Consider the following 22,894-nt stretch of genomic DNA (forward strand, 5'->3'; position numbering starts at 1 on the left):
GGCGACAATAAGATTCAGACGACCTTTCAATATCCAAAGGCCGTCTGAAAACGCGTTATCTTATTTCAAACCCAAAATACCGCGCAGTTTGGCCAAGTCTTCTGCCAAGGCATTAATCGGCGCCTGCAGGGCTTTGCGGTCTTCTTCGCTCAGTTTGTCATACAGCTCGAAACCGTTCGGGGTTTTGTATTTCGCCAAAATGTCTTCAACCTGTTTGAAGTTGGCATCGGTTTTTTCCAACAACGCTTTGTCTTTGGCTTCGATCAGCGGACGGAACAAATCAACGATTTTTTTGGAGCCTTCCACATTGGCTTGGAAGTCGCTCAAGTCGGTATGGCTGTAACGGTCTTCTTCGCCGCTGATTTTGCTGCCGGCCACTTCTTCAATCAGTTCGGACGCGCCGCCGACCACCTTACCCGGAGGGAATGCCAATGCGTCGATTTCTTTTTGTAGTGCTTCGACATCGGTCATCAGTTTGGCTGCAATTTCCTTCACGCCGGATACGTCTTTTTCTACCCAAAGGGCGTGTTCGATACGGTGGAAGCCGGTAAATCCGGCATCTTTCGCACCGTCTTTGAAGTCGTCTTCACGCGCATCGATGACGGGGTCGAGTTCGCTGAAAAGCTCGGCAATCGGTTCGATACGTTCGTAATGGACGCGGGTGGCGGCAAACAGGGATTTGGCCTTTTCAATGTCGCCGGCTTTAACGGCTTCGGTAAAGGTTTTGGTTTTCGCCACCAGCTCTTTAACCTCGCCTTGAACGTAAGCTTTATAGTCGGCGAGCGGTTGGGACAGTTTTTCCAAATCCGCTTCGTTGGCAGTATCTTTGAAGCCGCTGTCGGTAACAATCAGCTTACCGCGCGGATTGGTCAACAGGCCGCAAGTCATTTCATATTCGCCCGGCAGCAGGGTAACGGTCATTTTGTCGGATAAACCCGGGGCGATGTTTTCACGCTCGTCCACCACCATCACGCCTTTCAGGATTTCCCATTCCAGCTTGCGGCCGCTGTCGTTTTTAATATTGAACACGACTTGGCCGCTGGGGACGGTCAATTCCATTGGTTCACAAGCAGTATCGTTCACGCCGATATTGACCGAACCGTCGGCATTGGCGGCAGCGGATGCGCCTGAAGCGGCAGGCGCGGCTTTTTCGGCTTCAGGCGGCTGACACGCGGTCAAACCCAGAGCCAACATTACGGACAAAGCAGTCAGATTGAATTTTTTCATTTTCATTCCTTTTTATTTAGTTAACGTTTTTGCTGGCGCACTGCCGCGCAAAAACCAAATCATGACGGGAACCAGATACAGCAGCCAAATCAGGACTTCGCCTTCGGTTGGGTGGTCGGTATAGCCGAAGAAACCGCCGAGCAGCACGCCTAAAGGGCTGTCTTCATGCAAATATTTCGATGTGTCGAAAGCAATATCCTGCATCACATTCCATACGCCGGCCTCATGCAGCGCGCGAAACGAACCAGCCAGCAGACCGGCCGCCACCACAATCAAAAACGCGCCCGTCCAACGGAAAAACTTCGCCAAGTTCAGGCGCATACCGCCCTGATAAATCAGCGTACCGATGACAACCGCCACCAACAGCCCCAACACCGCGCCTATCGGCATAGACCATGTCGGGCTTTGCTGGAACACGGCCAGCAGGAAAAACACGCTCTCCAACCCTTCACGCGCCACAGCCAAAAACGCCATGCCGACCAAGGCCCAACCCTGGCCGCTGCCGCGGTTCAAGGCCGACTGAACAGAATCCTGAAGATGCTGTTTCATCGAACGTGCGGCCTTTTTCATCCACAAAATCATGTACGTCAGCATGGCCACGGCCACCAGGCCGATGGCGCCGACCACCAATTCCTGTTCTTTTTGCGGAATCTCGCCGGTAGCGGAATGAATGCCGTAACCAATACCCAAACACATGACCGAAGCCAAAAACACGCCCAGCCAAACCTTCGGCATCAGCTCGCTGTGTCCCGACTGTTTCAAAAAACTGGCAACAATGCCGACGATCAGGGCGGCTTCGATGCCCTCGCGCAGCATAATCAATAAAGCAATCAGCATAAAAAACTCTAAAGTGAAATGTTCATTTGTTAACGCATTTATAACGCTTTATGCTTAATAACGCAAATTATTTTTATTTTTTAATAACCCCATATTTATTAAGATTTTTTAAAATAAAATAACGGACGTAATCAATAAAAACTAAAAGGCCGTCTGAATAAGGCCGTCTGAATTTTATTTTTTCAGACGGCCTTAATTTATCTAAGCAATTGTAAATAAATAATAAAAAAGTTCCATAGTATAAATTTCCCTATCAGTGATATTTTCAGAATTTATCAAATTTAAAAGGTTGATTTACAACAAAAATTAAAACCGCCTTATCTTTTATAGTTGGCATATTGCTGGTGCAATCAGCAATCCATGACATAACAAACGCATAACAAAGGAACCCTCCTATGCCACGTTTAAAACTCCACCAAATCGCTTTGGCTTTGGCCGTTTCTGCCGCGCTGACCGCCTGCGGCGAGAAAACGGCTCAAACAACCGAAACCCCTCAAGCAGCTTCTGCCGCGAGCGGTGCCGATGCTGCCGCAAGCACCGCCGCTGTTTCGGCCCCTCAAAATTCTGCCGATGTTTCTGCCGAAGACAAAGCCCTGTTGGAACGCGCGCAAGCTACGTTCAAACCTTTGCCTGACTTAGCCGAAATGCAAAAAGTCCGTCCGTTTACCGAAGAACAGGTCAAACTCGGCCAACAACTTTGGTACGAAAACCGCCTGTCCAAAGGCAACACCGTCAGCTGTAACTCTTGCCACAACTTGGCAACTGCCGGCGTGGACAACATGCCGACCAGCGCGGGCCACAAAAGCCAATTCGGCGGCCGTAACTCCCCGACTGCCCTGAATGCCGCCTTGTTGGGCAGCCAATTCTGGGACGGCCGTGCAGCCGATGTGGAAGAACAAGCCGGCGGCCCATTGCTCAACCCTGTTGAAATGGCCAACGCGACCGAAGCCGATGCCGCCGCAAAAATCGCCGGTATCCCTGAATACCAAGAGAAATTCAAAGCCGCATTCCCTGAAGACGGTGCGGTTTCCTTAAAAAACATCACCACCGCATTGGGCGCGTTTGAACGTACCCTGCTGACCCCGACCCGTTGGGACGACTACCTGAAAGGCAACGTATCTGCCCTGAGCGAACAAGAACGCAAAGGCGTACGCGCATTTATGGACAACGGCTGTATCGCTTGTCACAACGGCGTCAACTTGGGCGGTACCATGTTCCAAAAATTCGGCTTGGTGGACGGTCCTTACTGGAAACACATCGACGATCCTAAACACGACAAAGGCCGTGCGGACGTAACCAAAAAAGCCGAAGACGAATTCTTCTTCCGCGTTCCCGGCTTGAGAAACGTCGAACGCACCTACCCATACTTCCACAACGGCAGCGTTTGGGAACTGGATAAAGCCGTCAACATCATGGCGAAAGCTCAATTGGGTAAAACCCTGGCTCCGGAAGACACTGAAAACATCGTTGCCTTCTTGAAAGCCCTCTCCGGCAATGTTCCGGAGTCTGCCCGAACCATGCCTGAGCTGCCTGTATCCACCGATGTCAAATCCCAACCTGATAACAAATAAGGTTTAGCACAAAACAAAGGCCGTCTGAAAATCCGTTTCAGACGGCCTTTTTGTTGCCGGCCATATGGGCGCATTTGTTTCACGATTCCACACAATATGGTAATCTTGAGCCGATTTTCACCATACATCCGAAAGGAACATCATGAGCCTGATTATTGAAGACTTGCAAGAAGGCCACGGCAAAGAAGCCGTCAAAGGCAAAGAAATCACCGTACATTACACCGGCTGGTTGGAAGACGGTACCAAATTCGACTCCAGCCTCGACCGCCGTCAACCGCTGACCATCACTCTGGGCGTCGGCCAAGTAATTAAAGGTTGGGACGAAGGCTTCGGCGGCATGAAAGAAGGCGGCAAACGCAAGCTGACCATTCCTTCCGAAATGGGCTACGGCGCACACGGTGCCGGCGGCGTAATTCCTCCACACGCAACTTTGATTTTTGAAGTCGAGCTGCTGAAAGTGTACGAATAAGCATTTGACGCTTCAAAAGACCGAGGCCGTCTGAAATCCGAAGTTTGGTTTTTCAGACGGCCTGTTTTTATCAAGATTCGGTATAATGCCCTCTTTTACAAGCAAACCATTTCCCAAGGAACCCCCATGCTTTTACCCGAACAAGTCAAAACCCTGATTGAAGGCGTTACCCCTTGCGAACACGTCGAAGTCGAAGGCGACGGCCATCACTTCTTCGCCGTAATCGTTTCCTCCTCATTTGAAGGCAAAGCCCGCCTCGCCCGCCACCGCCTGATTAAAGACGGCCTCAAGCCGCAACTCGAAAGTAACGAATTGCACGCGCTGTCGATTTCCGTTGCCGCCACTCCGGCCGAATGGGCGGCCAAACAGGCTTAATTTGGAATCAAACAAAAAGCCGTCTGAAAACTTTTCAGACGGCCTTTTTCATACATACTGAAATTGAAGAATATTTAGTGTATTACAACCAAAAACGAATTAAACTTGGTTTAAAAGGATTGAGCCCAGTGCAATACCGAGCTCAATATTTAAGTTAACTAACCTGTCCAACTTTTGGGGGGCAGATCAAAGTGCGGTCAGTTTTTGAGAGCTTTTAAAACGCTTTAAAAATTGACCGCACTTTATATAGATGTTTTAAATTATATATCCATTAACTCATAAGAAACATTTCCTGTTTCTAGCAACTCAACAAATACTCTTTTAATAAAATCAAAATCTGTTATAACTTCACTTGCTGGAAAAGGTTCTCCCATAAAATCAACCAATCTTGGAACTCCAGTAAAATCGGACTTAGACCTAATCAAAAACTCCCCGTTATCCCCGTATTCAAGTAGAGTAAATAAATATCTCTCACCATCTGATTCCATCCTTAATTCAGATAAGCCTACTTCTGGTTCAGGTATAACTTCTAATCTAACGTCAGATCTATGATTCTTTGTGCTGTTAAGCATAAATAATATTTTATCTTTACCAATCTTAGATGCCATATCCCTATCTGCCAAAGTTATCCATTCACCCTCTTCTGATTTATATGCACATGAAAAAAATAATAAGCTATTTTCCATTCTTATTTTCCTTTATTGATGTTTGCCCTTGAATCCAAGTATAAGTTCTCAGTTTGTTCTTATCATCAACAGCATGAACAGTGACCGATTTTAATCCTGCTTTTTCTGCTGCTGATGCAATGTCTTGACGACAATGCGTACATACATCACGCCCTTGGACATGGATCACCATATTTTTTCCTTTAGTCACACCTTTTTCATAAGCTTGTTGAATTACACCTATTTCAGCATGTGCATCTCGCATATTAGCATTTGGATAAGGTGAACCGTTCTTTTGAGGTTTTTTATTTGCCACATTCTCTGCAATTAAAGTCAATTTATTAGGGTCTGAAAATCTATCCCCTTAAACAGCGCAGGCAATCGATATAAACGCCAAACCGCATTCGACAACACGCAATCGCGGTGTCAACCTTACCGGCACAACCGCCAAACTAGCCCTGCCGTTTCGGGAAAAACTGCACCACGTTCTCCCCTTGCGGCAACATCAATTTTTTCACGGCATGGCCGTATACGGTTTCAAGCGTGATGTTCAGACGGCCTTCGTCGGCAAAAATCTTATCCACACATTCCTTGGCCGCTTGCGGATTGCTGAACTTCAACGCATTCCACAATCCCAAGGTTTCCATGTCCTGCCAAAACGTCCCGGCTTTTTTATAGCTCAACTCAAGCTTGGCCGTGTCGGTTACCGGATCGTAAAAGCCGTTGTCGGCGAGCATATCGCCCAAGTCGTGCATATCAATCAGCGTGGGCGCTTCGCATTCGATGCCTTCATGGTTCAGACGGCCTGTCAGCTCGCTCAGGCTGTCGCGGCCAAAGTGTGTGAAAAACAATAATCCGTCGGTTTTCAAAGCAGCGGCCCAGTTTTTCAATACCGGCAAAATATCGTCGGCGCGGCTGAGGCTGAGGTTGGCCCACAACATATCGGCGGATGCTTCGGGCAACGGCGCGGTCAGGGCTTGGCAATGCTGCGGGATGGTTTTGCCGGTCAGCTTCTGCCAGAAACCGCCTTTGCGTGCGGCGGCGGCGGTTTTCAAAAAGTCGGCATTCGGATCGTATTCTTCAAACACGGCGTCGGGATAACGCGCGGCCAGCAGGCTGCGGCTGATGTCGGCATCGGCACCAATCAGCATGATGCGTTTGGGTGCATTGCGGACCAGCTGCAGGCGCTCGTCGGTGTCTTGGGCGAGATGGCGGTGAATCTGCCAGCGTTTGTCTTGTTCGGTCATGGTGGGTCGTGTCAGCGGGCTTTGCCCGGCAATGTTTTTATGGTTTAAGTCTGTTTCAGACGGCTTTTTCGACAAAATTGCGGTAGGTTTCGGCAAATTCGTCGGCATGGCTTAAAAAGGGCGCATGTGCGGCTTTGTCGATAAGGACCAGCTCGCTGTTGCTTAAATGGCGGTGTAAATATTCGCCCATGCGCGGCGGCGTGATGGCGTCTTTCTGTCCAAACACCAGCAGTGACGGCGTTTGAATAAGCGGCAACAGCGGACGCGCGTCGGCATGGTTGACCGCTTCAAGCGCGGCCTGTAAGGCGGAAGGCGTGCCGCAGCGCGCCAAATCGGGCAATACCCGGTTTAAGATTTCGCCGGAATGCGGCGTGTGCAGGAGTTGCAGTTGTAGAAACTGTTTAATATGTTTGGCATAATCCTGCTGAAATGCGCCGACCATCTTGCCCAAGGCAGGTTGTGCCAAGCCTTCTGGATAATCCGTGTCGGCAGTCAATCGGGCAAAACTTGCCGTCAGGCAGAGCGATTGGATTTTGTCGGGATAAAGCGCGGTCAAATACAGGGCAACCAATCCACCCAGCGACCAGCCAAGAATGTGTGCCGGCGTGTCGATTTGTCCGGCAAAGGTTTCGGCAACGGCGGCAATATCAAACGGTTCGGTAAAAGGCGCATCGCCGTGTCCGGGCAAATCAAGCGCGCGGACGTCCCAACCGGCAGGCAGGCGCGGTATCAAATCGTCGAATACATGGCGGTTCGCCGCCCAACCGTGTATCAGATAAACTTTTTTGGCGGAGTGTGGCATGAATGTTCTTTCTTGGTGGCGCAGTTTGAAACAGCTCAATGCGCGACGTTGCGTATTATGCCACGATTCCGTTTCAGACGGCCTTTGCCGAGGCTGCGCAAACGATTTGACGGAATATTTTATCGACGCGGCACAAAGCTGCCCTTTGTGTTTCCGCCATGTCGCAGGCGGGGCAGTGTGCGGCAGTTGTCAGAAAAAGCCGCCCGCATTTGATAGAATGTGGGCCTCGCTGTATTACGAACCACCCGTCAGCAGCATGATACGCGAGCTGAAACACTTGGCCGATTTGGGCATGAGCCGGCCGTTGGCGGATTTGATGGGCCAAAACGCACCGGACTGGCTAACGACGGAACACTTCGATTTCGTCCTGCCCATGCCTTTGAGCAAAGAGCGGCGGCTCAAGCGCGGATTCAACCAAAGCGAGGTGTTGACGGATATTTTGGCAAAACGCTACGGCTGGACGCTGCTGCCGCGCCACGCGGTTTTCAGACGGCACGGCGAGCCGCAAAGTACGCTGAAAAGCGACGAACGTCGGCGAAATATCAAGAATGCATTTAAAATCAAAACTGAATTGCCGAAGGCGTGTAATATTCTGTTAATTGATGATGTCTTTACCACCGGTTCGACTTTAAACGAATTGGCGAAAACACTGAAAAAATCAGGCGCAGGTAAGATTTTTTGCTGGAGCTTGGCGCGGCCGCCAATGAAAAAATAGCTTAAAGTTTTTGACACCCATGGAACATTTCGGCATTATGCCACTCTATAAGTGATTGATTTATATGTTTACCATAGTTTTGTACCAACCCGAAATCCCGCCCAATACGGGCAATATCATCCGCCTGTGCGCCAATACCGGTGCCGATTTGCACTTGGTCAAGCCGCTTGGGTTTCCGCTGGATTCGTCCAAAATGAAACGCGCGGGCTTGGATTATCACGAGTTTGCCAAACTGACGGTACATGAAAATTTCGATGATTGCCTCAAGGCCCTTGAAGGCCGTCGCATTTTCGCGCTGACCACCAAAGGTTCTACCCGACCCGACGAAGTTTCCTTCCGCGAAGGCGACGTGTTGCTGTTCGGTCCCGAAACGCGCGGCCTGCCTGCCGAAGTTCTCGACAGCCTGCCTGCCGGACAAAAAATCCGCCTGCCGATGATGCCCGACAGCAGGAGCATGAATCTTTCCAATACCGTCGCCGTTATTCTGTTTGAAGCATGGCGACAAAACGGTTTTGCCGGCGGCGTATAACAGGCCGTCTGAAACCGCTGCGTTATCAACTCAAGAACGGAACCCGTTTTGACTTTTACCAAAAAAACCCTCCTTTCCTTAGCCGCCGCCACCATCGGCGTCCTTTCCATCAATGCCGCCGTTGCCGACAGCGTGGTCCGAGTCGAAAAACTGCATCCTTCTGCCAACCGCAGTTACAAAGTTGCCGGCAAACGCTACACGCCGCTGACCAAAGTTTCCTCTTTCAGCCAAACCGGCAAAGCCTCATGGTACGGTAGCCAATTCCACGGCCGTAAAACTTCCAGCGGCGAGCGTTACAATATGAACGCCCTCTCCGCCGCCCACAAAACCCTCCCTATTCCCAGCTACGCACGTGTGACCAATATGCAAACCGGCAAAAGCGTCATCGTCCGTGTCAACGACCGCGGCCCTTTCCACGACAACCGCGTCATCGATGTTTCCAAAGCCGCCGCCCAACAATTGGGTTTCATCAACCAAGGCACGGCCAACGTCAAAGTTGAACAAATCATCCCCGGCCAAACCGCCGCTCAAACCATTATTACCCCAAACAACAAAGAATTTTTTGTTGATTTGAAATCCTTCGGTACCGAACGCGAAGCACAGGCTTATTTGAACCAAACCGCACAAAGCCTGCCATCCGACAGCAAAATCACGCTTGAAAAACGCAACTACGAATACGTTGTCAAAATGGGTCCGTTCAGCAGCCAAGAACGTGCCGCCGAAGCAGGCGAACGCGCCCGTCATCTGAACCTGGCATCCGCCATCTGATTTCGTCCGCGTTACCGCTGAAGTTTGATACAATACAAGGCCGTCTGAAACCCGATTGCAAGGTTTCAGACGGCCTTTTTTAATCACAGGGGAACACCATGATCAGCAGGCTCACAGGAAAATTGATTGAGAAAAATCCGCCGCAGGTCGTTATCGACGTCAACGGCGTCGGTTATGAAGCCGACGTTTCCATGCAGACTTTCTACAACCTGCCCTCCGTTGGCGAAACCGTCCATCTCTACACCCAGCTTGTTGTCCGCGAAGACGCGCATTTGCTGTTTGGTTTCGCCTCAGCCGAGGAACGCGCCACCTTCCGCCAACTGGTCAAAGTCAGCGGCATCGGTGCCAAAACCGCATTGGGCATTTTGTCGGCCATGAATGCCGACGAGCTGGCGCAAGCCATCGCCGAAGAAGACGTGAAACGCCTCTCCTCCGCCCCCGGCATCGGCAAGAAAACCGCCGAACGCATGGTGTTGGAACTGCGCGGCAAACTCGTATCCCATACCGTTTCAGACGGCCTGTTTGCCCCTGATGCCGTTGCCGACGAAAGCCAAGACATCATCAACACTCTGCTTGCCCTCGGCTACAACGAACGCGAAGCCAAAGCCGCCACCAAAAGCATTCCCAAAGGCACGGGAGTCGGCGAAGGCGTACGCCTGGCCTTGAAAAACCTGCTCAAATAAGGCCGTCTGAAACATGAAGGCATTGGCCCTGAGCATCACCCTCTTTCTAAGTGCGTGCGTCTATACCGAGACTCCGTATGGGCGCACCGCCGTCTTGGACCTGCCCGTCCACTCGCAAACCACCGTCAACAAAACCGTGACCATCAACGCCCCGCCGGGAACGACCGTCATCTATCAAGACAGCGAACCCGTCCGCAATTACCCGGCCTATCCCGTTTATCCCCGCCGGGTTTATCGTTATCGATAAACAACGCTGACCGTTTGAAACTATAGGTTCAGACGGCCTGTTGAGAGACCAACCATGAAATACATCCTTCCCCTGCTTTTACTCCTGAGCGCCTGCACACCGGACACCAAGACCACGGATGCCGCATCCGCCCCCAAAACACACGGCTTTGCACACCGCCTGACCGAAGGCGAAAAACTACTGACCCAAGCCCTCATCAAACAAGACCTCGCCGCCTACTTCAAACACGAAACCGGCGGCGCATTTGCCGAACAAGCCCCCTTATTCTCGGCCCAGCAACTTGCCGAACAGAAAAACATCCCCAAAAACGATGCCATCGGCGTTTACGGCAAAATCATCAAAACCCAAGGCCGCACCGCCTGGCTGCAAACCGACAAGCAAACCCTCAAACTCGATTTGGCCGAACCGCTGCAAGAAGCTCAAGGCGAAGTTACCCTCGTCTGCCAACATGAAAACACCACATTCCAAGACTGCCAAACAGAAGAAAACTTCGCCCGACGCTTTACCGAACAAATCTTCTCGGCGGTCGAGTCCGGACGCGTATCCGCCCAAACAGACGCACCGGCCGAAGAAATCATGGCCGGCCGCCTCATCCCGTTTTTAAGTGCCGCCAGCGACTTTACCGGCAACTTCAAAGCCTGCGCCACCACCATGACCGAATACTGCACCAGCCGCCTGGCACGCGAAATGCCCGAATCCGCAGTCCGCAAAAAAGCACAGGAATTGGGTTTGACCGAAATAGCATTTAAAAAGAAAAAATAAATATTTAGGCCGTCTGAACCCTATGGCGGCTGTGTTATAATCCGCACCTCATACAGGTCGGACAGACAGTCGCCGCGTATCGCGTAAGGCATACGGGGAGGAAAGTCCGGGCTCCACAGAGCAGAATGCCGGCTAACGGCCGGGCGCGGCAACGCGACGGAAAGTGGAACAGAAAGCAATACCGCCGATGATTGCCTTCGGGCAAAACAGGTAAGGGTGAAAAGGTGCGGTAAGAGCGCACCGTGCATTTGGTAACAAAGCGCAGCAGGCTAAACCCCATTCGGAGCAAGACCAAACAGAACGCAATGACGCTGCTCGCCGAGCGTTCGGGTAGGTTGCTTGAGCACACCAGCAATGATGTGCCTAGAGGAATGACTGTCCGCGACAGAACCCGGCTTACCGTCCGAGCTGTATGTCCCCATACCGCGGCAGGTTTTTAAAACCTACCGCATTTTTATAGAAATAAAAAGGCCGTCTGAAACCTGAATCTTGGTTTCAGACGGCCTTTTTTTAAACCGCTGTTTATGGACGGTATTCCGGTTTCATGCCGTTGGGCAGGAGCTGCCATACATAGCCGGTGGTTTTCATTTTGCCGGCCACTTCGCCTGCTTCGTCACCATAACCCCAGAAATAATCCACACGGACCGCGCCTTTAATCGCGCTGCCGGTATCTTGCGCCATAATCAGGCGGTTGAGGGCTTTTTTGGTGGTCGGATGGGCAGTGGCGACAAATAATGGTGCGCCAAGCGTGATGTAGTGGCGGTCGATGGCACCGGCGTATTCGCCCATCAACGGCGTACCTAATGCGCCCACCGGGCCGGAATCGCCGCTGCCGGTCAGCTCGCGGAAGAAGACGTAGCTTGGGTTTTGTCCCAAAACTTCGGCAAGGCGGCCGGGGTTTTGCTTCATATAGGCCTTGATGCCCTGCATGCTGGTCTGACCCAGCGGCAGATAGCCTTTGTCCGCCATATAGCGGCCGATGGAAACATACGGATGTTCGTTTTTATCGGCAAATCCGACGCGGATGTATTTGCCGGACGGCGTTTTCAGACGGCCTGAACCTTGAATGTGCATAAAGAAAAGTTCGACCGGATCATCTGCATAACCCAAAATCGGCGCTTTGCCGTTAAGCGCGCCGCCGTTGATTTGGCTGCGGGTGTGGTAAGGAACAAAACGGCTGCCTTCAAAACGGCCTTTCAGCGCAGTGCTGCGTGCTGTAATCGGGAATCTGGACAAGTCAGCCGTGTATGTGCCGCTGTTGTCAATGACGCCGCTGTTTGGGCCGGTTTGGCGGATGCGGACGGTGGCTTTGCTGCCCCTCAAGTTTGCAGCCAGCGGAACGGAAACGAAATCGTTCGGAATGCCGTAAATAGGGAAACGGGATTGGCTTGTGGATTTGTCGTCGCCGTGCAGGACCGGTTCATAATAGCCGGTAATGGTGCCGGCAGGATTGCCGCCGTTATCGACGCGCCATGCGGTGAAATAGCGCTCGAAAAAGTGCTTGGCTTGGAAATGGTGCGCCGGCGTTTGCATGGCTTGGATACAAACGTCCTGCCAGCCTTGGCGGTTTTTGAGTTTTTCACAGCCTAAGCGGAAAGACTGCAGGCTTTTGGTAAAGTGTTGGAGGTCCCAGTGCGGCAATTCGTTGTAGGAAACTACGGTGTAGTTTGCTCCTCCCCCGCTCACTGTCGTACCGACGGGATCGGGCGTACCGGTGGGGCGGTCGGGGCCTTTAATAACGCTGGTGTCGGTTTCGGGAAGGTTTTTAATGCTTTTGCTCGGACAGGCGGCAAGAATGGCCGCGGCAATGCTGACGAGCGTGATGCGGTACAGATGTTTTTTCATGGAATCAATAGCGTGTCGAAAGGCCGTCTGAAAGCTATTTTTTCAGACGGCCTATGTTGGAAAGTGCTGATTTTAACACAAAAAAGCCATTTATCGGCGCGGCGGCAATTTGACGACAACCGTATCGGCCAGCATATCGTAGAGCGTACGGCGGTCGCGTTTGACGGAGAAGAGCATGATGAAGTTGATGAAAGTCATAAGCAGAGAAACCAAATCTCCACCTGTTTCATTTACTACCAACATTACCGCAATGACTATAATACCGACAATAAATGACCAAGCCACTTCGCGTATCAAAACCGTACCACCGAAACCCGGATTGCTCCCGTCACTTTTTAACACCCGTATGCCCATAATTTTTTTACCTAAAGACTGACCGTCCCGGCTCATGTAATACAATTGGAAGATACCAAAAATCAAATAGACAGTCAAAGAAATAAAAAATGTTATGACTGCATAGTCAGGGGTATTAGAAAGAGAAGACTCCGAAACTAATTCTTTGCTTTCATCAAAAGTGAAAACTACCATCACAATGAATGGTACCCATATCAAAACAGTAAACAAATTATTCAACAAATATGCCGCGACCCGTGACCATACTGAAGCAATATGGACATCTACTATTTCTGTTTTAGGCAAATCCGACAAATTGATTTCGCTCATTTAATCTTCCTCTGTGCTATTTAATGAGATGCAATTTCATTGCCATCTTAACCTATTTTTCCATCATTCTAAAAAATTTCGATAAAAACCTTTACATTTTCCGCAGACGGCGTTAAAACGTTTGTTTTCCCCTTTTTTATAGTGGGTTAACAAAAGTCTGAACAAAGCAGCAGGCGATGCCGTTCCGATTTTTGTTAATGCACTATAAACTTATCCGGATTTTCTTTGTAAGGAGTAACACATGAAAGTAGGTTTCGTCGGCTGGCGCGGTATGGTCGGCTCTGTTTTGATGCAGCGTATGAAAGAAGAAAACGACTTCGCCCATATTCCCGAAGCGTTTTTCTTTACCACTTCCAACGTCGGCGGCGCTGCCCCTGATTTCGGTCAGGCAGCCAAAACATTGTTGGATGCCAACGATGTTGCCGAATTGGCAAAAATGGACATCATCGTTACCTGTCAGGGTGGCGATTACACCAAATCCGTCTTCCAACCCCTGCGCGACAGCGGCTGGAACGGCTACTGGGTTGACGCGGCTTCTTCCCTGCGCATGAAAGACGACGCAATTATCGTCCTCGACCCTGTCAACCGCAACGTCATCGACAACGGCCTCAAAAACGGCGTGAAAAACTACATCGGCGGCAACTGTACCGTTTCCCTGATGCTGATGGCTTTGGGCGGTTTGTTCCAAAACGATTTGGTCGAATGGGCAACCAGCATGACCTACCAAGCCGCTTCCGGCGCGGGTGCGAAAAATATGCGCGAACTCATCAGCGGTATGGGCGCGATTCACGCCAAAGTGGCAGACGAGCTTGCCGATCCTTCCAGCGCGATTCTCGACATCGACCGCAAAGTGTCCGATTTCCTGCGCAGCGAAGACTATCCGAAAGCCAACTTCGGCGTACCGCTCGCCGGCAGCCTGATTCCGTGGATTGATGTGGACTTGGGCAACGGCCAGTCCAAAGAAGAATGGAAGGGCGGCGTGGAAACCAACAAAATCCTCGGCCGCAGCGACAATCCGACCGTAATCGACGGCTTGTGCGTACGCATCGGCTCTATGCGCTGCCACAGCCAAGCCCTCACCCTGAAGCTGAAAAAAGACCTGCCTGTTTCTGAAATCGAAGCGATTTTGGCAGGTGCAAACGATTGGGTGAAAGTCATCCCCAACGAAAAAGAAGCCAGCATTCACGAGCTGACGCCTGCCAAAGTTACCGGCACGCTGTCTGTTCCTGTCGGCCGTATCCGCAAACTGGAGATGGGCGGCAAATACATCAGCGCGTTCACTGTCGGCGACCAACTCTTATGGGGTGCTGCCGAGCCGTTGCGCCGCGTATTGCGCATTATCTTGGGCAGCCTGTAATTTAGGTTGGCGTGAAAAAAGCAACGGTTTGGGCCGTTGCTTTTTTTGTCACAATAAGGCCGTCTGAAATGTTCAGACGGCCTTATTTCCTATTCTTTCTTACCGGCCAAACCGATTTCTTTGGTAGAGTCGCCAACTTTGATTTGCGCCTTACCGGCAATTTCTTCAGCCTGCGGACCGAAGAGTTTCAAATCATAACGGCCGTTTTCGATACCGTTCAAACTGGTTTTACCACTGATAGCGGCTTTGCCATTGTTATTGGCAATACCTGCGGCAAGCAGGTCGACATTATTGTGGGAAGCCATGCTGCTGATTTTGCCGTAACCTTGTTTTTTATCAAAATCGACGGTGTATTTCAGACGGCCGCTGCGGTCGTCGCCGTTAAACGCAATGCCTGAATACTGATAGCTGCCTTGTTTGGGCAAATTGCGGTAAGCGGTTTCATCGCCTTGGACTTCGCCGACGGTGAATGTGTATGTATCGAGGTTTTGCAGCTTGCCTGCGTCATCGGCTTTTTGTTTGGCGTAACGCGCGGCAACAGTGGAATAATTTTGTTTATACACTTGGAAATCACCCGTTTCCAAAGTGATGACTTGACCGTTTACCTTGATTTTTTGGGCGTAGTCGTAAGAAGATACTTTATCGGTTTTCAAAAAGCCGGTATCGAGTTTGCCGCCTTTTTGCAGGGTTTGCGTTTTACCGTTGGCCGTCAGCTCCAACGTACCGTTTTCAGGGACGGATTCGTTCAATTCAACGGACAACACGCCTTTCGGATGCGGATTGAGCGGCTCGGTCACGGCATTCGACAAGCCGCTTGTTGCGCCGCCGCAGGCAGCCAACATCAAAGACAGGGAAGCAGTCAAAGCAGAAATGCGGAGGGTTCTCATCATTTTTTCCTTTCCTTTTTTATTTGATATGATATTTATCATATACCTAAAAAAATGAACAATAAATGATTTTTGTCAAAATTAAGCATTTTGAATATTAATTTTATAAATATTGAAACATTTTTAAAACAACGGATATTCCGTTAATGTAGCATCCCTTCCGCTATAATCGTTTTATTTTACAAACGGACTTCATCATGCCGAAAATCACCCTTATCGCCGCCTATGCCGCCCGCCGCTGTATCGGCATCAACAACACCATGCCTTGGCATTTGCCCGAGGATTTTGCCTTCTTCAAATCCTACACCACCGGCAAACCCGTCATTATGGGCCGCAAAACATGGGAATCTCTGCCGCGCAAGCCGCTGCCCGGCCGTCAAAATATCGTCATCACCCGCCAAGATTATCAGGCCGAAGGTGCGCAAACGGCGGCTTCTTTGGAAGATGCGCTGGCTTTGTGTCAGGGGGTTGAAGAAGTCATCATCATGGGCGGCGCGCAAATTTATGCACAAGCCCTGCCGATTGCCACCGATTTGCGTTTGACCGAAGTCGGTTTGGATGTGGACGGCGATGCGTTTTTTCCTGAGTTTTCCACAGAAACATGGCAAGAAGCCTCTCGGGAAAACCATGTTTCCGCCAAAGGCATCGAATACGCGTTTGTGCATTATGTGAAGGCATAATCCGACAACGCAAAGGCCGTCTGAATCCCTGTTTTTCAGGTTTCAGACGGCCTTTTTATTTCGTTTGTTTACGGCATACCGTTTAAGCTGTTTTGTTTTTCAAAGGCAGCTTGATATGCGGTTTGGCCGGCTTGGGCGCTTCTTTCAGTCCAAGTTCGATTTGCTGCTCTTCGCTCAACAAATTGCTCCAGTCGCCTTTTTTATACCAGTCGCGACCATCCAACTCGATAGGATGTTGGATACGCTCGCAACCGTTGCCGCATTGCAAATCGTCTTCTTTGCAGTATTTGTCGCAACCCCAGCAGATACGCTCGGGATTTTTCGGGAAAATGGGAAATTTCTTGGCCATGATGTTCTTCTTTTGTTTGTGTGCGGTATGGGCAGAATTATAAGTGATTTGAATGGGGCTGGCGGCGGGTTTATCGTGTTTTACGCTGATTTTTTAAGATGTGTTAATCTTTCAGACGGCCTATACTGTAAAACTATCCCTATGCGGTACAACAAGAGGACCCAATATGAACATATGCCGTCTGAAGCCTGAATTTGTCGAGCCTTTAGCCCTCGCGCTGTTTGAGGAATGGCACGATTTTGCGCCGTGGTCGTCTTTGGACAAAATCCGTGCGTATTACGCGCAGTGCATCAATGGGGATAACTTGCCGCTGGCGTTTGCGGCTGTGGATAATGAAGGGCGGCTGATGGGTTCGGCAGCATTAAAGCGGTTTGATATGGCGTGTTTTCCCGAACACGAATATTGGCTGGGCGATGTGTTCGTTTTGCCGCAATTTCGCGGCTTGGGCGTGGGCAGGCAGCTGGTTTCGTTTTGTCTGGATAAAGCACGCGAACTGGGTTTGCCGCATCTGTTTCTCTATACGCCGGATGTGCAAGCCGTGTATGAAAAGTTCGGCTGGAAAGAAATTACCCAAATTTGGCACAATGGGGAAACCGTATCCGTCATGAAATTGGATTTATAGCTTGAAAAGAATAAAAGGCAAAAGAATAAAAGGCCGTCTGAACATTTGATTTCAGACGGCCTTTGCCTTTGAATTATCCACAACTACCCTATACGCTTAAACGGCGGCAAGCAAGCCAATAATTGTTGGCCGTAGCGTTGCGTTTTGACGCGGTTGTCGAGGATGGTCACGCGGCCGTAATCCTGTTCGGTACGGATAAGGCGGCCGACGGCTTGGATCAATTTGATGCTGGCTTCAGGCACCGTAATTTCGATAAAGGGATTGCCGCCGCGTTGTTCAATCCAACGGTTTTGGGTTTTCTCGATGGGATTATCCGGCATGGCAAACGGCAGCTTGGCAATAATGACTTGCACGCAGGCCGTGCCGGGCAGGTCAAGACCTTCGGCAAAACTGTCGAGGCCGAAAATAATGCTGGCTTTGCCTTCGGCAATGGCTTGATGGTGCCTTTGCAACAGGACAGCCTTGGGCAACTCGCCTTGTACAAGCAGAAGCGGCAAGTATTCTTCAGGCAGGCGCAAGGCAACATCCTGCATTTGCTTGCGCGAGGAAAACAACACCAGCGTGCCGATGGCTTCAACCGGCGAAACCAGCTTCGGCAACCATTCGACAATGGCAGCCGTGTGCGCATCAGGGTCTTTGGGGCTGGCATGAACCGGCGGAATATACAGCTCGCCTTGCGCATCGAAATTAAACGGGCTTTCCAAAGCAAGCGTGGTGGTTTCGGGCAGCCACAGCAGACCGGTTTGGCGCAAAATCAGGTTGAAGCTGCCGAGCGATTGCAGGGTAGCCGAAGTCAGCACCGCACCTGCCGCGCGCCGCCACAGGCTGTTGGCAAGGTGTGATGCGCTGCTGATGGGGCTGGCGTTGAAAATGTAGTCGTTTTTGTCGTCGGCACGGCGGGTTATCCATTTCGCCAACGGCTCTTCGCCTTCAATGGGAACGGTGGAGAGCAAATCCCAAACCGCGCTGATTTGTTCGATACGGGCGATAAAAAGGCTGAACTCACTGGTCAGGCGGTCAAGGAGCGCGCCGTCCTGCTCTTTGTCGCGGCGCGCGGCGGAAAGCGCATCGTTCAAGCCGACAACATGTTTGAGCAGGCTGCGTGCGGCAATGGCCGTATTGGAAACTGTGGTTTCAAGGCCTTCAGGGATTTTGCCGTCTTCCCACAGCCAAGTCGGTTCGTTGTGTTTCCGCCTGTCGTTTTCAGACGACCCCAGACTTAAAGACGGCTCTTCCGCCAAATGGAACTGCCATTCATGCAGGCTGTCGAGCAAGGATGTGGCAGCTTCGTCGGCGAGGTTGGCAAGTTCGGCTTTATCGGTCAGCGCGGCAATTTTGCCGGTCAGCTGCGGCAGTTTTTCCAGCGTCCAAACGGCAATATTCCATGAATGTTCGGCGGCAAAACGGCTGAGGGCTTTTTTGGGCAGGTGGTGCGCTTCGTCTATGCAATAGAAACTGTTTTCAGGCGCAGGCAGAATCACGCCGCCGCCCATGCTGATGTCGGCAAGCAGAAGATCGTGGTTGGCAACGACGACATCAACGGTTTCCAAGACATCGCGTGCCAGGTAAAACGGGCATTCCGGACGGTTGGGACAGGCGGATTTCAGGCAGCCGTGGCGGTCGTTGGTCACTTTGAGCCAAATCGCGTCATCGATTTTTTCCGGCCAAGTGTCGCGGTCGCCATTAAAGCGGCGGGCGGAAAATTCATCGGCAATGTCGCGCAGCAGGTTCAATTCTTCCGGCTTGGGTTTGCTGTCCCACAGCACTTCCGGCGCTTCAAAACCAAGCAGGTTTTGCTGGGCATTGTTTTGCGTCAGTTGATAGAGTTTGTACGGGCAAAGATAACGACCGCGTCCCTTGGCAAGCGCAAAGGTCAGCTCCAAACCGCTTTTTTCCACCAGAAACGGCAAATCACGGTCAACCAACTGTTCCTGCAAGGCCACCGTCGCGCTGCTGACAATCAACCGTTTGCCGCGTGTTTGCGCCATGATGCCGCCGGCCAAAAGGTAGGCCAACGATTTACCCACGCCGGTCGGCCCTTCGATCACGGCAATGCTCTCACCCTCGCGTTTGGGCGCTTCTTCGCCTTCTTCACGCGTCAACGTCCGCGAAAAAGCGTTGGCAATTGCCGCAATCATTTCCCGCTGCGAAGCACGCGGACGGAAACCGGGCAGGTTTTTGCCGATGTTTTGGTAATGGTCGCGGATAGCGTTTTTTTCTAAATCGGTGAGCATTGAGGCCGTCTGAATGGGTTTGCAAGAATAGCGTATTTTAGCATTTTTACCTTCATGAAGCCTTCGTAAAGTCTTACTCTATTTTAGGGTTTGGCATTTTTATAGCTATGGGAGAACCACAAAGGCATAATCGGTTTTAATCAAGCAAAAGGCCGTCTGAAACTTTAGCCGCACTGATGCAGAGGCACCCACAATTTTTGCTTGTCGGATTTGTTTTTCTCGTAGCGGTTCCACGCTTTTTCGTGAAAATAAAAGACGACGGTATTGACGATGGGTTCAACTAAAGCCACTGCGCTAGAAACGCCAATACTGCCGGTCAGAATATAGGCGACACTAAATGCGACGCTGAAATGCAAAATAGCAAATGTAATGGTTTTAATCATTTTGTTTTCCTGATACATTGATGTTTTAATCGCTATATAATAATTATTATCAACTAACGCGTATATTTTAAATCCTTTATCCTGATTTAGATTTTATAAATCGATATTTTATTTTTGATAGGAATTTTATGAACTCGCTCCAAATTGTCGTCCTTGACCGCGATACCCTTGTCAACCGCCCGTTTGAATTTGATTTTCCGCACACATTAAGCAGCTACGGCACAACCGAAGCGCACGAAACGCTGGCGCGCATACGGGGTGCGGACATCATCATTACCAACAAAGTCGTGATTTCCGCCGAACACATCGCCGCCAACCCGCAGCTCAAACTGATTGCGCTAGCCGCGACGGGCGTCAACAATGTGGACGTTGAGGCCGCCAAACAAAACGGTACGGCAGTGTGCAATATCCGCGCTTACGGCAATGAATCCGTGGCGGAACACGCGTTTATGATGATGATTACCCTGATGCGCAACCTGCCTGCCTATCAGCGCGACGTTGCGGCAGGCTTGTGGGAAAACTCGCCGTTTTTCTGCCACCTCGGCGCACCGATGCGCGATTTAAACGGCAAAACGCTGGCGATTTTCGGTCGCGGCAATATCGGTAAAACACTGGCAACTTATGCACAGGCTTTCAAAATGAATGTCGTGTTCGCCGAACATAAAAATGCCCAAAGCGTCCGCGACGGCTATGTTTCCTTTGACGAAGCCATCCGCTCCGCCGATGTCGTGTCGCTTAATTGTCCGCTCACACCGCAAACGGCCAATATGATAGGCGAAACCGAATTGCAACAAATGAAACCCGGCGCCATCCTCATCAACTGCGGGCGCGGCGGCTTAGTCGATGAAGCCGCTTTGGTTGCGGCGTTGAAATACGGACAAATCGGCGGTGCAGGTTTTGACGTGTTGACACAAGAACCGCCGCGCGACGGCAATCCTCTGCTGAAAGCCCGACTTCCCAACCTCATCGTCACGCCACACATTGCATGGGCAAGCCAAGAGGCCGCCAACCGCCTGTTTGACATCCTTTTGGACAACATCAACCGCTTCGTGGTCGGCAATCCGCAAAATCTGGTTTAAGCTATGGAAAACCTGTTGATAAGGTTGTGAACAATTTTAAAGGCCGTCTGAAATATTCAGACGGCCTTTATTAATCTTTATTTATTTCATAAAGTTATCTATCAAATACTATAAATTGTTTCATTCTTCATTGTGGATAACCCTATAAAAAGGCCGTCTGAAATACTCAGACGGCCTTTTGTTTGCCCAGGCAAATTAGATATCGTATGTGGTTGAAGCGGTATCGCCACCCTTGCCTGTCCAGTTGGTATGGAAGAACTCGCCGCGCGGTTTGTCGGTACGCTCGTAGGTGTGCGCGCCAAAGTAGTCGCGTTGCGCTTGCAGCAGGTTGGCAGGCAGACGCTCAGAAGTGTAGCCGTCAAGGAAGGTAATGGCGGAAGCCATGCAAGGCATCGGAATGCCGCATTCGATGGCTTTGGCCACCACTTTACGCCATGCAGGCAGACAGGTTTCCAACACGCCTTTGAAATAAGGATCAGAACCCAAGAAGACCAAATCAGGATTGGCTTCGTATGCGTCGCGGATATTGCCCAAGAACGCGCTGCGGATGATGCAGCCTTCGCGCCACAAGAGGGCAGTGTTGCCGTAATTCAATGCCCAATCGTTGTTTTCACTGGCTTCGCGGATGAGCATGAAGCCTTGTGCATAAGAAATGATTTTGGATGCCAACAGGGCTTGGCGCAAAGCATCCACCCATGCGGCTTTGTCGCCTTCAATCGGGGTAATGGTTTTGCCAAACAGGCTGTTTGCTTGGGCGCGTTGGTCTTTAAACGCAGAAACGCAACGTGCAAACACGGCTTCGGAAATCAGGGTCAACGGGATACCCAAATCGAGGGCATTGATGCCGGTCCATTTACCTGTGCCTTTTTGACCTGCGGTATCAAGGATTTTTTCGACCAAAGGTTCGCCGTTTTCATCTCTGTAACCCAAAATCGCAGCGGTAATTTCGACCAAATAAGAATCCAGTTCGGTTTTGTTCCACTCGTTGAAGATTTGGTGCATTTCGTCATAAGACAGGCCCAAACCGTCTTTCATGAATTGGTACGCTTCGCAAATCAACTGCATATCGCCGTATTCGATGCCGTTGTGCACCATTTTGACGAAGTGGCCCGCACCGTCGCGGCCGACCCAGTCGCAGCAAGGCTCGCCTTGAGGCGTTTTGGCGGAGATGGCTTGGAAAATCGGCTTAACGGCAGGCCATGCGGCTTCGTCGCCACCAGGCATGATAGAAGGGCCGTGACGCGCGCCTTCTTCACCGCCGGATACACCGGCACCGATAAAGCGGATGCCTTTTGCCGCCAGCTCGTGTGTACGGCGGGTGGAATCAGGATAGTTGGCATTGCCGCCGTCAATAATGATGTCGCCTTTGTCCAAAAGCGGAACGAGTTGCTCGATAAAATCGTCAACAACAGAACCAGCGCGCACCATCATCATGATTTTGCGTGGTTTTTCTAATTTATCAACCAAATCTTGCAGTGAATATGCGCCGATAATATTGGTATTTTTGGCTGCGCCGTTTAAAAAATCATCTACTTTGCTGGTCGTACGGTTGAATGCGACAACTTTAAAACCGTTGTCGTTCATGTTGAGAATCAGGTTTTGCCCCATAACGGCAAGGCCGATAACGCCAATGTCGCCTTTCATTTAGTGAAACTCCATTATTGATTAAATTTATCAAGCGTAACTCTAGCTGATTTACAACTTTTTAACAATCCTTAACTTTTTAATTTTTTGAAAAGATGCCTTTACGTTTCAGACGGCCTTTGCCTTTGGGAAAACAAACTATAAATTAGATTTTAAATAATAAATAGAAGATGATATTGAGTGCTGCCCCAGCGTGTTGATAACTTTTATTACAAAAAATTTTCAAATACTTAGCTGATATTTTTTAATGAGGA

At 50.5% G+C, this 22,894-nt stretch carries 26 protein-coding genes, 1 other RNA gene and 1 pseudogene; 15 read left to right on the plus strand and 13 right to left on the minus strand.

Annotated elements, in window-relative coordinates:
- Positions 1-60: 60 nt before the first annotated feature.
- Together efeO and efeU are read right to left on the minus strand one after the other, a co-directional pair.
- Positions 61-1,227, minus strand: coding sequence for an iron uptake system protein EfeO (efeO, locus tag ACTHRE_RS07270; RefSeq protein WP_049335642.1), 1,167 nt, complete (start codon positions 1,225-1,227; stop codon positions 61-63).
- A gap of 12 nt (positions 1,228-1,239) precedes the next feature.
- Positions 1,240-2,064 carry an iron uptake transporter permease EfeU gene (efeU, locus tag ACTHRE_RS07275; protein WP_036492490.1) on the minus strand — a complete coding sequence of 275 codons (825 nt, stop codon included), beginning with the start codon at positions 2,062-2,064 and terminating at the stop codon, positions 1,240-1,242.
- 395 nt (positions 2,065-2,459) lie between these two features.
- On the opposite strand from efeU, the gene ACTHRE_RS07280 reads away from it, so the two are divergent.
- The 4 genes from ACTHRE_RS07280 to ACTHRE_RS07295 all read left to right on the plus strand — a co-directional run bounded on the left by ACTHRE_RS07280 (position 2,460) and on the right by ACTHRE_RS07295 (position 4,637).
- Positions 2,460-3,635: a cytochrome-c peroxidase gene (locus ACTHRE_RS07280; RefSeq protein ID WP_070587835.1), complete on the plus strand. Its 1,176-nt coding sequence runs from the start codon at positions 2,460-2,462 to the stop codon at positions 3,633-3,635.
- A 139-nt stretch (positions 3,636-3,774) separates the two neighbouring features.
- Entirely contained in the window at positions 3,775-4,104 is a 330-nt protein-coding gene (locus ACTHRE_RS07285; protein ID WP_094192864.1) for an FKBP-type peptidyl-prolyl cis-trans isomerase, read from the plus strand.
- A gap of 126 nt (positions 4,105-4,230) precedes the next feature.
- Complete coding sequence (locus tag ACTHRE_RS07290; protein WP_003686612.1) at positions 4,231-4,479, plus strand: BolA family protein; 249 nt, start codon at positions 4,231-4,233, stop codon at positions 4,477-4,479.
- Positions 4,458-4,637, plus strand: a complete 180-nt coding sequence (locus ACTHRE_RS07295; RefSeq protein ID WP_083324959.1) for an IS3 family transposase — start codon at positions 4,458-4,460, stop codon at positions 4,635-4,637. Before ACTHRE_RS07290 ends, ACTHRE_RS07295 begins: the two co-directional genes overlap by 22 nt.
- Positions 4,638-4,739: 102 nt before the next feature.
- Here the strand turns inward: ACTHRE_RS07295 and ACTHRE_RS07300 are convergent, their stop codons facing one another.
- The 4 genes and pseudogenes from ACTHRE_RS07300 to bioH all read right to left on the minus strand — a co-directional run bounded on the left by ACTHRE_RS07300 (position 4,740) and on the right by bioH (position 7,193).
- Positions 4,740-5,165: a DUF6911 family protein gene (locus ACTHRE_RS07300; protein WP_377073543.1), complete on the minus strand. Its 426-nt coding sequence runs from the start codon at positions 5,163-5,165 to the stop codon at positions 4,740-4,742.
- A pseudogene (locus tag ACTHRE_RS07305) lies at positions 5,155-5,490 on the minus strand (cytidine deaminase-like fold-containing protein); the annotation flags it as partial. The pseudogene ACTHRE_RS07305 and the gene ACTHRE_RS07300, both read right to left, overlap by 11 nt.
- 106 nt (positions 5,491-5,596) lie before the next feature.
- Positions 5,597-6,391: a class I SAM-dependent methyltransferase gene (locus ACTHRE_RS07310; protein ID WP_377073539.1), complete on the minus strand. Its 795-nt coding sequence runs from the start codon at positions 6,389-6,391 to the stop codon at positions 5,597-5,599.
- Positions 6,392-6,446: 55 nt separating this feature from the next.
- Complete coding sequence (gene bioH, locus ACTHRE_RS07315; protein ID WP_377073537.1) at positions 6,447-7,193, minus strand: pimeloyl-ACP methyl ester esterase BioH; 747 nt, start codon at positions 7,191-7,193, stop codon at positions 6,447-6,449.
- On the opposite strand from bioH, the gene ACTHRE_RS07320 reads away from it, so the two are divergent.
- The 7 genes from ACTHRE_RS07320 to rnpB all read left to right on the plus strand — a co-directional run bounded on the left by ACTHRE_RS07320 (position 7,192) and on the right by rnpB (position 11,312).
- Complete coding sequence (locus ACTHRE_RS07320) at positions 7,192-7,908, plus strand: ComF family protein (protein ID WP_070712467.1); 717 nt, start codon at positions 7,192-7,194, stop codon at positions 7,906-7,908. The two genes, bioH and ACTHRE_RS07320, sit on opposite strands and share 2 nt — an antisense overlap.
- Before the next feature lie 64 nt (positions 7,909-7,972).
- Positions 7,973-8,437: a tRNA (uridine(34)/cytosine(34)/5-carboxymethylaminomethyluridine(34)-2'-O)-methyltransferase TrmL gene (gene trmL / locus ACTHRE_RS07325; protein ID WP_070461542.1), complete on the plus strand. Its 465-nt coding sequence runs from the start codon at positions 7,973-7,975 to the stop codon at positions 8,435-8,437.
- A gap of 48 nt (positions 8,438-8,485) precedes the next feature.
- Positions 8,486-9,205 (plus strand): septal ring lytic transglycosylase RlpA family protein, encoded by a 720-nt coding sequence (locus ACTHRE_RS07330; RefSeq protein ID WP_293203655.1) that lies wholly within the window; start codon positions 8,486-8,488, stop codon positions 9,203-9,205.
- A 98-nt stretch (positions 9,206-9,303) separates the two neighbouring features.
- Positions 9,304-9,888, plus strand: a complete 585-nt coding sequence (gene ruvA, locus ACTHRE_RS07335; protein WP_293203654.1) for a Holliday junction branch migration protein RuvA — start codon at positions 9,304-9,306, stop codon at positions 9,886-9,888.
- 13 nt (positions 9,889-9,901) lie between these two features.
- Positions 9,902-10,135 carry a hypothetical protein gene (locus ACTHRE_RS07340; protein ID WP_049335660.1) on the plus strand — a complete coding sequence of 78 codons (234 nt, stop codon included), beginning with the start codon at positions 9,902-9,904 and terminating at the stop codon, positions 10,133-10,135.
- A 54-nt stretch (positions 10,136-10,189) separates the two neighbouring features.
- The gene (locus ACTHRE_RS07345; protein WP_293203653.1) at positions 10,190-10,897 is read left to right on the plus strand and encodes a hypothetical protein; all 708 of its coding nucleotides are present in this window, start codon (positions 10,190-10,192) and stop codon (positions 10,895-10,897) included.
- Positions 10,898-10,950: 53 nt separating this feature from the next.
- An RNA gene (gene rnpB, locus ACTHRE_RS07350) (RNase P RNA component class A) lies at positions 10,951-11,312 on the plus strand.
- A gap of 107 nt (positions 11,313-11,419) precedes the next feature.
- On the opposite strand, the gene mltA is transcribed toward rnpB, so the two are convergent.
- Together mltA and ACTHRE_RS07360 are read right to left on the minus strand one after the other, a co-directional pair.
- Positions 11,420-12,742, minus strand: coding sequence for a murein transglycosylase A (mltA, locus tag ACTHRE_RS07355; RefSeq protein WP_293203652.1), 1,323 nt, complete (start codon positions 12,740-12,742; stop codon positions 11,420-11,422).
- A gap of 90 nt (positions 12,743-12,832) precedes the next feature.
- The gene (locus ACTHRE_RS07360) at positions 12,833-13,405 is read right to left on the minus strand and encodes an RDD family protein (RefSeq protein WP_440344942.1); all 573 of its coding nucleotides are present in this window, start codon (positions 13,403-13,405) and stop codon (positions 12,833-12,835) included.
- 241 nt (positions 13,406-13,646) lie between these two features.
- Between ACTHRE_RS07360 and asd the strand changes: the two genes are divergently transcribed.
- Positions 13,647-14,762 (plus strand): aspartate-semialdehyde dehydrogenase, encoded by a 1,116-nt coding sequence (gene asd / locus ACTHRE_RS07365; RefSeq protein WP_440344941.1) that lies wholly within the window; start codon positions 13,647-13,649, stop codon positions 14,760-14,762.
- A gap of 89 nt (positions 14,763-14,851) precedes the next feature.
- Here the strand turns inward: asd and ACTHRE_RS07370 are convergent, their stop codons facing one another.
- On the minus strand, positions 14,852-15,649 hold the full coding sequence (locus ACTHRE_RS07370) for a factor H-binding protein (RefSeq protein WP_070606566.1): 798 nt from the start codon (positions 15,647-15,649) through the stop codon (positions 14,852-14,854).
- 197 nt (positions 15,650-15,846) lie between these two features.
- On the opposite strand from ACTHRE_RS07370, the gene ACTHRE_RS07375 reads away from it, so the two are divergent.
- Positions 15,847-16,329 carry a dihydrofolate reductase gene (locus tag ACTHRE_RS07375; RefSeq protein WP_049349171.1) on the plus strand — a complete coding sequence of 161 codons (483 nt, stop codon included), beginning with the start codon at positions 15,847-15,849 and terminating at the stop codon, positions 16,327-16,329.
- Between the two features lie 82 nt (positions 16,330-16,411).
- On the opposite strand, the gene ACTHRE_RS07380 is transcribed toward ACTHRE_RS07375, so the two are convergent.
- Positions 16,412-16,678: a DUF3079 domain-containing protein gene (locus ACTHRE_RS07380; RefSeq protein ID WP_003686685.1), complete on the minus strand. Its 267-nt coding sequence runs from the start codon at positions 16,676-16,678 to the stop codon at positions 16,412-16,414.
- A 166-nt stretch (positions 16,679-16,844) separates the two neighbouring features.
- On the opposite strand from ACTHRE_RS07380, the gene ACTHRE_RS07385 reads away from it, so the two are divergent.
- Positions 16,845-17,300 (plus strand): GNAT family N-acetyltransferase, encoded by a 456-nt coding sequence (locus ACTHRE_RS07385; RefSeq protein WP_440344940.1) that lies wholly within the window; start codon positions 16,845-16,847, stop codon positions 17,298-17,300.
- An 83-nt stretch (positions 17,301-17,383) separates the two neighbouring features.
- Here the strand turns inward: ACTHRE_RS07385 and dinG are convergent, their stop codons facing one another.
- Together dinG and ACTHRE_RS07395 are read right to left on the minus strand one after the other, a co-directional pair.
- Positions 17,384-19,534 carry an ATP-dependent DNA helicase DinG gene (dinG, locus tag ACTHRE_RS07390; RefSeq protein ID WP_440344939.1) on the minus strand — a complete coding sequence of 717 codons (2,151 nt, stop codon included), beginning with the start codon at positions 19,532-19,534 and terminating at the stop codon, positions 17,384-17,386.
- A 164-nt stretch (positions 19,535-19,698) separates the two neighbouring features.
- Entirely contained in the window at positions 19,699-19,917 is a 219-nt protein-coding gene (locus ACTHRE_RS07395) for a DUF2061 domain-containing protein (RefSeq protein WP_003686746.1), read from the minus strand.
- 128 nt (positions 19,918-20,045) lie between these two features.
- On the opposite strand from ACTHRE_RS07395, the gene ACTHRE_RS07400 reads away from it, so the two are divergent.
- Positions 20,046-20,996: a D-2-hydroxyacid dehydrogenase gene (locus tag ACTHRE_RS07400; protein ID WP_440344938.1), complete on the plus strand. Its 951-nt coding sequence runs from the start codon at positions 20,046-20,048 to the stop codon at positions 20,994-20,996.
- A 195-nt stretch (positions 20,997-21,191) separates the two neighbouring features.
- On the opposite strand, the gene gnd is transcribed toward ACTHRE_RS07400, so the two are convergent.
- Positions 21,192-22,640 (minus strand): decarboxylating NADP(+)-dependent phosphogluconate dehydrogenase, encoded by a 1,449-nt coding sequence (gnd, locus tag ACTHRE_RS07405; protein ID WP_440344937.1) that lies wholly within the window; start codon positions 22,638-22,640, stop codon positions 21,192-21,194.
- Positions 22,641-22,894: the final 254 nt, after the last annotated feature.

Origin of the sequence: Neisseria sp. P0001.S007 (assembly GCF_051963655.1) — a bacterium.
GTDB lineage: Bacteria > Pseudomonadota > Gammaproteobacteria > Burkholderiales > Neisseriaceae > Neisseria > Neisseria subflava_A.